Genomic DNA, 10773 nt, shown 5'->3' with positions numbered 1-10773 from the left:
AAGCCGAGACGGATGAGGGGTCGCGCGACCTGCCCTCTTTGCCCCGTTGCTCGTCGCCAGTGATTCAGCGCAGCGCGACCCCTCATCCGCCTGCCGGCACCTTCTCCCGCAAGGGGAGAAGGGAAGCCTTCCGGCCACGCCGCGCCAATGAAAGGCCTTTGCCATGAAGAACGGAATGATCGTCGCCCCGCAGCCGGAGGCGGTCGAGGCTGGCGCGGCCGTGCTGGAGCGTGGTGGCAATGCGATCGACGCGGCGATCGCCTGCGCCTTCATGCAGGGGGTGGTCGATCCGCTGATGTCCGGCATCGGCGGCTTCGGCTCGATGCAGCTCTACATGCCCGGCAGGGGCGTGCATGAGATCGTCGAGTTCTATGCCCGCGCCTCCTACTCGGCGAAGCCGGACATGTGGCAGGACAAGCTGCGCGGCCAGTCACGCGACGGCTTCGCCTTCCTGCTCGAGGGCGGGATCAACGAATTCGGCCATCTCTCGGTCTGCACGCCCGGCAGCGTCAAGGGCTATGACTATGTGCTGTCGCGCTTCGGCACGATGGACTGGGCCGATGTCATGGCGCCGGCGATCAAGCAGGCGCGCGAGGGCGTGCTGGTGCGCCCGCACATGCACTGGTTCTGGACCCAGGACCAGAGCGGCTCCGGCCAGGTCAACACATCGGACAAGCTGCGCTACAGCGAGACCGGCAAAAAGCTCTATTTCCGCCCCGACGGCAGCGCGAAGCGCCCGGGCGACATCATCGTCAACGCCGACATGGCCAACACGCTGGAGCGGCTCGCCAGGGGCGGCGCGGACCTGTTCTATCATGGCGAGCTCGCGCAGGAGATCGCCGCCGACTTCGCAACGCATGGCGGGCTGATCTCACGCGAGGACCTCGCCCGCTACGAGCTTTCGGTCGCCGAGCCGATCTGGGGCTCCTATCGCGGCCATCGCATCTCGACCTCGCCGCCGCCGGCGAGCGGCATGTCGATGCTGCAGATCCTCCACATGCTGGAGGCCTTCGACATCGGCGCGCTCAGCCATGGCAGCGCCGAGCATGTCCGCCTGCTCGCCGAGGCGATGAAGCGCATGACCATCGACAAGGACCAGTTCATGGGCGACCCCGCCTATGTCGACGTGCCCGTCGCGCATTTGATCTCGAAGGAGCATGCGGCAAGCCAAGCCGAGAGCATCCGCCGCGGCGAGCGTGCCGACGTCAAGCGGCTGGAGCGCTCCTCCTCGCGCGAGACGACCCATGTCACCGTGGTCGACCGCCACGGCAACGCCGTCGCACTGACCCATACGCTCGGCAGCCCATCGGGAGCGATCACCGAGGGCCTCGGCTTCATCTACAACGGCACGATGAGCCGTTTCGACCCGCGCCCCGGCCGCGCCGGCTCGATCGCGCCCGGCAAGCGCCGCTCGTCCTCCGCCGCGCCGACCATCGTCTTCAAGGGCGACAAGCCCTTCATCGTCATGGGCGCGCCGGGCGGCAGCTATATCGCCCCGGCGATGGCGCAGGGCATCATGAACGTCATCGATTTCGAGATGTCGATGCTGGAGGCGGTGGCGGCGCCGCGCGTGATGGGCGTCTCCAACTCGATCGACATCAGTAACCGCATCCGCCGCAGCGTCGAGGCGCAGCTCAAGGCCGAGGGCTATGACGTCAAGCGCTCGGCGCAGAGCTATCCCTTCGCCGCGCTGCACGGCGTCAAGATCGAGGACGGGCTCGCGACCGGCGGCGCCGACCCGCAGCGCGACGGCATGGCGATCTCGGTGCCGGCGTAGAACAGGTCAAACCGGCGCGATCTGCAGCGGGTCGACCGAGATCGCTCGCTTCAGCGCGCGCAGGCCGAAGGTCGTGCGCGACTGCCGCATGCCGGGCAGGCGGTAGATCTTCTCGCGCAGGAAGCGCTCATAGTGCTCGGTGCCGCTGACCACGGCCTTGACCAGATAGTCGTAGTCGCCGGTGACGAGATGCGCCTCGACCACCTCGGGAATGCGCGCCAGCGCCTCGCCGAAGCGGTCGAGCAGCTTGTCGTCATGCTTATCGAGCGTGATCTCGATGAAGACGACATTGTCGAGCCCGAGCGCGCGATGGTTCAGCACCGCGACATATTTCTCGATCGCGCCGCTCTCCTCCAGCCGCTTCACCCGCGTCCAGCACGGCGAGGGTGAGAGGCCGACCTTCTCGGCCAGCGCATTGATCGTCAGTCGGCCGTCCTCGTTCAGGGCCGAGAGGATGCGCCGGTCGATCTGGTCGAGCTCCTCGCCGCGCCTTGCCTTGATCGCCATAGAGTGAATTTTCCGCCAGAGATCGAGATGACAGAAAGATCGTCTGAGCAGGAGCAAATCACAAGGCCATTTCGGTAAGAAATAGGCATTTCACAGCCCTAACATGCCCGAATAAGGATGGCGTCCTTCGGATGCCCCCGCAGACACGGCTTGCGGCGATGGCCGTGGCGCGGAATGCTGGGTCGGACAGAGCCTAGGGAGCGTGGACATGACAGACCCCTCACCGCTTCGGTTCCATGTTCCCGTCCCCGCCAGTCGCCCCGGTGAAAAACCCGACTTCTCCCATGTCGTGATCCCCAAGGCCGGCTCGGTGCAGCGCCCGCCGGTCGATGTCGATCCCAAGGAAATCCGAGACCTCGCCTATTCGATCATCCGCGTGCTCAACCGCGAGGGCGAGGCGGTCGGCCCCTGGGTGCCGGAGCTCTCCAAGGACGAGCTGGTCCGCGGCCTGCGCCACATGCTGACGCTGCGTGCCTTCGACGCCCGCATGCAGATGGCACAGCGCCAGGGCAAGACCTCGTTCTACATGCAGCACACCGGCGAGGAGGCTGTCTCCTGCGCCTTCCGCATCGCGCTCGGCAAGGGCGACATGAACTTCCCGACCTATCGCCAGGCCGGGCTCTTGATCGCGCACGACTACCCGCTCGTCGAGATGATGTGCCAGATCTACTCGAACGAGCGCGACCCGATGAAGGGCCGGCAATTGCCGGTGATGTACTCCTCCAAGGAGAACGGCTTCTTCTCGATCTCGGGCAACCTCACCACCCAGTACATCCAGGCGGTGGGCTGGGCGATGGCTTCCGCGATCAAGGGCGACACCAAGATCGCGGCCGCCTGGGTCGGCGACGGCTCGACCGCCGAATCCGACTTCCACGCCGCATTGGTCTTCGCCTCGACCTACAAGGCCCCCGTCGTCCTCAACGTCGTCAACAACCAGTGGGCGATCTCGACCTTCCAGGGCATCGCGCGCGGCGGCTCCGGCACCTTCGCCGCGCGCGGCCTCGGCTTCGGTATCCCGGCGCTGCGCGTCGACGGCAACGACTACCTCGCCACCTATGCCGTGGCGCAATGGGCGATCGAGCGGGCCCGCCGCAATCTCGGGCCGACCCTGGTCGAATACGTCACCTATCGTGCCGGCGCGCATTCGACCTCGGACGACCCCTCCGCCTACCGGCCCAAGCACGAATCCGACGACTGGCCGCTGGGCGACCCGATCGTCCGGCTGAAGCAGCATCTGATCGCGATCGGCGCCTGGACCGAAGAGCGCCACAAGCAGGCCGAGGCCGAGATTCTGGCAACCGTCATCGCCGCGCAGAAGGAAGCCGAGAGCTTCGGCACGCTGCATGCCGGCGGCAAGCCCTCCTCGCGCGACATGTTCGAGGACGTCTATGCCGAGCTGCCGCCGCATCTGCGCCGCCAGCGCCAGCAGATCGGAGTCTGACCATGGCCCGCATGACCATGATCGAGGCGATCCGCTCCGCCCTCGACGTCTCGATGGGCCGCGACGACAATGTCGTCGTCTATGGCGAGGATGTCGGCTATTTCGGCGGCGTCTTCCGCTGCACCCACGGCCTGCAGCAGAAATACGGCGTCAACCGCTGCTTCGACGCGCCGATCAGCGAGCTCGGCATCGTCGGCACCGCGATCGGCATGGCGGCCTATGGCCTGCGCCCCTGCGTCGAGATCCAGTTCGCCGACTACATGTACCCGGCCTATGACCAGATCGTCTCCGAGGCCGCGCGCCTGCGCTACCGCTCGGCCGGCGACTTCACCTGCCCGATGGTCATCCGGATGCCGACCGGCGGCGGCATCTTCGGCGGCCAGACCCACAGCCAGAGCCCGGAAGCGCTGTTCACCCACGTCTCCGGCTTGAAAACGGTCGTGCCGTCCAATCCGCGCGACGCCAAGGGCCTGCTGATCGCGGCGATCGAGGATCCCGATCCGGTGATCTTCCTCGAGCCGAAGCGGCTCTATAACGGCCCGTTCGACGGCCATCACGACCGCCCGGTAACGCCCTGGTCGAAGCACGAGCTCGGCGAGGTCGAGGAGGGCCACTACACCATCCCGCTCGGCAAGGCAGCGATCCGCCGCGAAGGCTCGGCCGTCACCATCGTCACCTACGGCACGATGGTCCACGTCGCGCAGGCCGCAGTCGAGGAAACCGGCATCGACGCGGAGATCATCGACCTGCGCACCCTGCTGCCGCTCGACCTCGACGCGATCGTGGCTTCGGTCAGCAAGACCGGCCGCTGCATCGTCCTGCACGAGGCGACGCTGACGTCAGGCTTCGGTGCGGAGCTGGCCGCGCTTATCCAGCAGCACTGCTTCTACCATCTGGAGGCGCCGATCATGCGCGTCACCGGCTGGGATACGCCTTACCCGCACGCCCAGGAATGGGACTACTTCCCCGGCCCCGCCCGTCTTGGTCGGGCGCTGCGCGACATCATGGAGGCACGCTGATGGCCGAGCGCATCATCAAGCTGCCCGATGTCGGCGAGGGCATCGCCGAGGCGGAGCTGGTCGAGTGGCACGTCAAGGTCGGCGACATCGTCCGCGAGGACGATCTCATCGCCGCGGTGATGACCGACAAGGCGACCGTCGAGATTCCCTCCCCCGTCGAGGGCGAGGTCACCTGGGTCGGCGCCGAGATCGGCGACACCGTCGCGATCGGCTCGGCGCTGGTCAAGCTGAAGGTCTCGGGTGATGGCGCCGCGAGCGAGGCGCCGGCCGAGGCTGAGGCCCCTGCCGAGCCGCCGAAGGAAAAGCCTGCTGCTGCGCCTCCTCCGGCCGCACCGGTCGCGGCTGCGGAGCCCGCTCCCAAGCAGTTGCCGACGCCGAAGCCCGCGGCTCCGGCCCGCCCTGCCCCCGCCATCACCACGCCGGCGCCGCGCCGCCCGGTCGGCGAGAAGCCGCTGGCTTCGCCTGCCGTCAGGCTGAAGGCGCGCGAAGCGGGCATCGACCTGCGCCAGGTCCAGGGCTCCGGCCCGGCCGGCCGCGTCACCCATGAGGACATCGACGCCTTCATCCTGCGCGGCCCCGAGGCTCCGGCCAAAAGCGGGCTCGTCGCCAGGACAGGGATCACCGATGTCAAGATCGTCGGCCTGCGCCGCCGCATCGCCGAGAAGATGGCGCTGTCGAAGTCGCGCATCCCGCACATCACGATCGTTGAAGAAGTCGATGTCTCCGCGCTCGAAGACCTGCGCGCCGCGCTCAACAAGAAGCCGACGGCCGAGCGGCCGAAGCTGACGATCTTGCCCTTCCTGATGCGGGCGATGGTCAAGGCGCTCGGCGAGCAGCCCAATCTCAACGCGATCTATGACGACGAAGCCGGCATCGTCCACCAGCATGCCGGCATCGATATCGGCATCGCCACGCAGGCGCCGTCCGGTCTGATGGTGCCGGTGGTCAAGCATGCCGAAGCGCGCGATCTCTGGGGCTGCGCGATCGAGCTCTCTCGCCTGGCGGAACGGGCCCGCGACGGCTCGGCGACACGGGACGAGCTCACCGGCTCGACCATCACCATCACCTCGCTCGGCGCGCTCGGCGGCATCGCCACGACCCCGGTGATCAACCATCCCGAGGTCGCGATCGTCGGCGTGAACAAGATGGTGGTCCGCCCGGTCTGGGACGGCACGACCTTCGTGCCGCGCAAGATGATGAACCTCTCCTCCAGCTTCGACCACCGCGTCATCGACGGCTGGGACGCGGCGGTCTTCGTGCAGCGGCTGAAAGAGCTGCTGGAGACGCCGGCGACGCTGTTCGTGGATATGTGAGCGGCGGGAACGAGCCATGACCGACATCACCTGCAAGCTCCTCGTCATCGGCGCCGGTCCCGGCGGCTATGTCTGCGCCATCCGCGCCGGCCAGCTCGGCATCGACACCGTCATCGTCGAGAGCGCCAAGCTGGGCGGCACCTGCCTCAACATCGGCTGCATTCCGTCCAAGGCGATGATCCATGTCGCCGAGGAATTCGAGAAGGCGGCCCATGCCGCCGCCGGCAAGACTCCGTTCGGCTTGACCGCTGCCGAGCCGAAGCTGGATCTGAAGCAGGCGGTCGCCTGGAAGGACGGCATCGTCCAGCGCCTCAACAACGGCGTCGCCGGCCTGCTGCGCAAGGCCAAGGTCAAGATCGTCCATGGCCAGGCCCGCTTCCGCGACGGCAAGACCGTGGCGGTCGAGACCGAGACCGGTCCCAAGACCATCACGGCCGAGACCATCGTGATCGCGACCGGCTCGCTCCCGGTCGAGCTGCCCTTCCTGCCCTTCGGCGGAAACGTCATCTCCTCGACCGGCGCGCTGGCGCTGACCGAGCTGCCGAAGCGCCTCGTCGTGGTCGGCGGCGGCTATATCGGGCTCGAGCTCGGCACCGCCTTCGCCAAGCTCGGCAGCAAGGTCACCGTGGTCGAGGCCCAGGAGAAGATCCTGCCGCTCTACGATGCCGAACTGACCGCGCCCGTCGCCAAGAGTCTCTCGACGCTCGGCGTCGAGGTCCTGCTCGGGGCCAAGGCGCTCGGCCAGACCGCCAAGGGCGACGGTTTGCGCATCGAGACGGCCGACGGCAAGGAGCGCGAGCTGCCGGCGGACAAGATCCTGGTCACGGTCGGCCGCGCGCCTGCGACGAGCAAGCTCGGTCTCGACGAACTCGTGCTCGACATGGACGGGCGCTTCATCCGCATCGGCGAGCGCTGCGAGACCTCGATGCGCGGCATCTACGCCATCGGCGACGTCACCGGCGAACCGATGCTGGCCCATCGCGCCATGGCGCAGGGCGAGATGGTCGCCGAGATCGTCGCCGGCGAGCCGCGGATCTGGGACAAGGCCTGCATCCCGGCGATCTGCTTCACCGATCCCGAGATCGTCTCGGCCGGCCTGTCGCCGGCGGAGGCCAAGGCCGCCGGCTACGAGACCAAGATCGGGCTCTTCCCGTTCCAGGCCAATGGCCGCGCCATGACCCGCCATGGCGAGGCCGGGTTCGTCCGCATCGTCGCGCGGGCCGACAATCATCTCGTGCTGGGCATCCAGGCGGTCGGTCAGGGCGTCTCGGAGCTCTCCGCCGCCTTCGGCCTCGCCATCGAGATGGGGGCGCGGCTGGAAGACGTCGCCGGCACGATCCACGCTCATCCGACGCTGGGCGAGGCCTTCGAGGAATCGGCGCTGAAGGCGCTGGGCCACGCCTTGCACATCTGAGGCGAACGCAGGCCGGCACTCGACCCAGCGAGGGTTGACGTAGCGGCTCAGGCCGCTTCGACTGGCAGGACGGGTCAGGATGGACCCGCCCCGACTGCCGGAGCTTCCTGCCGTGAGCGAACCCTGCGACCTCGATGCCGTCACCGCCCGCCGCCTGATCGGCGAGAAGAAGCTCTCGGCGACCGAGCTGCTCGAAAGCTGCCTCGCCCGGATCGACGCCGTCGATCCCGCCGTCAACGCCATGGTGGCCCGCGACGACGAACGGGCGCGGGCCACGGCGAAGGCGGCAGACGCCGCCACGATGCGCGGCGACGACCTGCCGGCGCTGCATGGCTTGCCGATCGGCATCAAGGACCTGGAGGACGTCGCGGGCCTGCGCACCACCTATGGCAGCCCGCTCTTCGCCGACCATGTGCCGACAAAGGACCAGGGCATCGTCGCCTCCGTGCGCAAGGCCGGCGCCGTCATCGTTGGCAAGACCAACACGCCCGAATGGGGCGCCGGAGCCAACACCCGCAATGCCGTCTACGGCGTCACCGGCAATCCGTTCGATCCCTCGCGTTCCGCGGCCGGCTCCTCCGGCGGCTCGGGCGTCGTGCTCGCGACTAATATGGTGCCGATCGCGACCGGCTCGGACACCGGTGGCTCGCTGCGCAACCCGGCCGCCTTCAACGGTATCGTCGGCTTTCGCCCTTCGCCGGGCGTGGTGCCGAGCGACAAGCGCCCGCTCGGCTGGAATCCGCTCTCGGTGCTCGGCCCGATGGCGCGCACCGTGCCCGATCTCTGCCTACTGCTCTCGACCATGGTCGGCGACGACGCGGTCGACCCGCTGGCGACGACGATCCATGGCAGGCAGGTCCGGCGCGCGGAAGACTTCGCCCGGCCCGATCACTGCGACCTCGCCTCGCTGAAAGTCGCGATCACCCCAGATTTCGGCTTCGCCCCGACCGAGAAGCACATCCGTGAAGTCTTCGCCGACAAGGTCGGCCGCTTCAGCAAGGTATTCGGTCGCGCGGTCGAGGCGAGCCCGAACTGCGCGGGTACCGATGAGAGCTTCGAGGTGCTGCGCGCCGTCTCCTTCCTCGCCAGCCATCACGACCGCGCGACCAGGGCGCCCGACAAGGTCGGTCCCAATGTCCGCGCCAATGTCGAGGAAGGCCTGCGCTACAGCGCGCTCGACGTCACCCGCGCCCTCAAGCAGCAGACCGTGCTCTACCATGAGTGGCAGCGCTTCTTCGAGACCTACGACGTCATCCTCTCGCCGGCGATGACGCTGTCGCCGCGGCCCTGGTCGGAACTCTATCCCGCCGAGATCGACGGCAAGCCGACGCGCACTTATTTCCACTGGCTCGCCATGGCCTATGCAGTGACGATCGTCGGCCATCCCGCGATCTCGCTGCCGGTCGGGCTCGACCGCAACGGCATGCCCTTCGGCCTGCAGATCGTCGGCCCGCGCGGTGGCGACGCCAAGGTCCTTGCCGTCGCGGCGGCGCTCGAGTCACTCTTGGCCGGCGATCCGCTGACGGCGCGCCCCGTGCCGGATATCGCCAGGCTGAAGGCCGCGCCGAGGCTCGCGGACAGCCCGAATTTCCTTGGCTTCGACTAGTCGAAGCCCGCAACCTTCCAGATCACGACAGCAGGACAAGCAGAGTTTGTAGGCGCACGATCCAATCATAAAAGGGGAGAGACCATATGAAGCGTCGTCAGTTCCTGCAGGGCACGGCAGCCGCAGCCCTGTTCGCTCCAACACTCGCCCGGGAGGCTTGGGCGCAGGCACCGAGCGCGACCGTGCTCAAGATGGCGCCGCAAGCCAACCTCACCTCGCTCGATCCGATCTGGACGACGGCGACCGTGACCAACAATCACGGCTACTACGTCTTCGACACGCTCTATGGCGGCGATCTCGACCTGAAGCCGCAGCCGCAAATGGCCGAGGGCCACGAGGTCTCCGCCGACGGCAAGGTCTGGAAGATCAAGCTGCGCGAGGGCCTCGCCTTCCATGACGGCCAGCCCGTCCGCCCGGCCGACTGCATCGAGAGCCTGAAGCGCTGGTGCCAGCGCGACCCCTACGGCCAGCTCATGATCAAGGCCGTCGAGGCCTGGGGCGCGCCGGACGAGCGCACCATCGAGATCAAGCTGACCCGGCCCTTCCCGATGATGCTCGACTGCATGGCCAAGGCCGACAACCCGCCCTTCATCATGCCCGAGCGCCTGGCCAAGACCGAGGCGACCAAGCAGGTCACCGAGATGACCGGCTCGGGCCCCTACAAGTTCGTCGCCAGCGAGTATGTCTCGGGCAGCCGCGTCGTCTACGAGAAGAACGAGGCCTACAAGCCGCGCAGCGAGCCGCCGAGCCGCAACGCGGGCGGCAAGGTCGCGCATTTCAAGCGGATCGAATGGCCGATCCTGCCCGATCCGGCGACTGCCGCCGCCGCACTGACCAAGGGCGAGATCGACTGGTGGGAGCGCCCGCTCGCCGACCTCCAGCCACTGCTCGCGCGGAGCCCGGACGTCGTCCGCGAGGTCATCGACAAGAACGGCCGCGGCTCGATCATGCGGCTGAACCATCTCCAGCCGCCCTTCAACAATCCCAAGGTCCGCGCCGCGATCCGCCTCGGCGTCAACCAAGAAGACTATATGCGGGCGTCGCAGGGCGACGACACCACGACCTGGCAGGTCTGCCGAAACCTGTGGTGGCGCGGCACGCCCTATTACACCGGCGAACTCGAGGACCTGATGCCGCAGAGCCTCGACAAGGCCAAGGCGGCGCTGAAGGAGTCCGGCTACAACGGCGAGAAGGTCGTCATCATCAACCCGACCGACTTCCCCGATATCGGGCCGCTCGGCGACGTCACCTACGAGCTGCTGAAGTCGATGGGCATGAATGTCGAGATGGCGGCGAGCGACTGGGGCACCGTGATTCAGCGCCGCAACAGCCGCGAGCCGGTCGAGAAGGGCGGCTGGAGCATCTTCCATACCACCGGCGCGGCCGTCGGCTGGGGCAACCCGGCCCTGTCCAACCTCGTGCGCGGCCCCGGCGACAAGGGCTGGTTCGGCTGGTGGACCAACGCCAAGGCCGAGGAGATGGCCGAGGAATGGCTCTACGCGCCGGACGAGGCCAAGCAGAAGCAGGTGGCGGTCGCGCTCGGCCGGCTGGCGCTCGAGGAATGCGCCACCATCCCGCTCGGCCAGTTCGTGATCAAGACGGCCTATCGCAAGGGCCTGACCGGCATGCTGCCGGGCTCGGCGCCGTATCCTTGGGGGCTGAAGCGAGGGTGAGATTTCGCCGTCATTCTCGGGCG

The 10773-nt window shown here is 67.7% G+C and carries 8 protein-coding genes; 7 read left to right on the top strand and 1 reads right to left on the bottom strand.

Going from position 1 to position 10773, the window contains the following annotated elements; translation table 11 throughout:
* The first annotated feature begins 163 nt into the window (after nt 1-163).
* The gene (ggt, locus tag V7S63_RS20385; RefSeq protein ID WP_336531543.1) at nt 164-1777 is read left to right on the top strand and encodes a gamma-glutamyltransferase; all 1614 of its coding nucleotides are present in this window, start codon (nt 164-166) and stop codon (nt 1775-1777) included.
* Nucleotides 1778-1783: 6 nt separating this feature from the next.
* Here ggt and V7S63_RS20380 read toward each other — a convergent pair whose 3' ends face one another.
* Complete coding sequence (locus V7S63_RS20380; protein WP_091833046.1) at nt 1784-2284, bottom strand: Lrp/AsnC family transcriptional regulator; 501 nt, start codon at nt 2282-2284, stop codon at nt 1784-1786.
* Between the two features lie 208 nt (nt 2285-2492).
* Here V7S63_RS20380 and V7S63_RS20375 point away from each other — a divergent pair, with 208 nt between their 5' ends.
* The 6 genes from V7S63_RS20375 to V7S63_RS20350 all read left to right on the top strand — a co-directional run bounded on the left by V7S63_RS20375 (nt 2493) and on the right by V7S63_RS20350 (nt 10750).
* On the top strand, nt 2493-3725 hold the full coding sequence (locus V7S63_RS20375; RefSeq protein WP_091833043.1) for a 3-methyl-2-oxobutanoate dehydrogenase (2-methylpropanoyl-transferring) subunit alpha: 1233 nt from the start codon (nt 2493-2495) through the stop codon (nt 3723-3725).
* Nucleotides 3726-3727: 2 nt separating this feature from the next.
* Nucleotides 3728-4744: an alpha-ketoacid dehydrogenase subunit beta gene (locus V7S63_RS20370; protein WP_100962906.1), complete on the top strand. Its 1017-nt coding sequence runs from the start codon at nt 3728-3730 to the stop codon at nt 4742-4744.
* On the top strand, nt 4744-6057 hold the full coding sequence (locus V7S63_RS20365; RefSeq protein ID WP_336531542.1) for a dihydrolipoamide acetyltransferase family protein: 1314 nt from the start codon (nt 4744-4746) through the stop codon (nt 6055-6057). Before V7S63_RS20370 ends, V7S63_RS20365 begins: the two co-directional genes overlap by 1 nt.
* Nucleotides 6058-6073: 16 nt before the next feature.
* Nucleotides 6074-7471: a dihydrolipoyl dehydrogenase gene (gene lpdA, locus V7S63_RS20360; protein WP_336531541.1), complete on the top strand. Its 1398-nt coding sequence runs from the start codon at nt 6074-6076 to the stop codon at nt 7469-7471.
* A 112-nt stretch (nt 7472-7583) separates the two neighbouring features.
* Entirely contained in the window at nt 7584-9077 is a 1494-nt protein-coding gene (locus V7S63_RS20355) for an amidase (protein ID WP_336531540.1), read from the top strand.
* A gap of 86 nt (nt 9078-9163) precedes the next feature.
* Nucleotides 9164-10750 carry an ABC transporter substrate-binding protein gene (locus tag V7S63_RS20350; RefSeq protein WP_100962909.1) on the top strand — a complete coding sequence of 529 codons (1587 nt, stop codon included), beginning with the start codon at nt 9164-9166 and terminating at the stop codon, nt 10748-10750.
* Nucleotides 10751-10773 lie beyond the last annotated feature (23 nt).

This window comes from Allobosea sp. CCNWLY174 (genome assembly GCF_037120455.1).
Taxonomy (GTDB): domain Bacteria; phylum Pseudomonadota; class Alphaproteobacteria; order Rhizobiales; family Beijerinckiaceae; genus Allobosea; species Allobosea lupini.
Note: the sequence above shows the minus strand (reverse complement) of the source record. Positions and strands in the feature narration are given on the sequence as shown.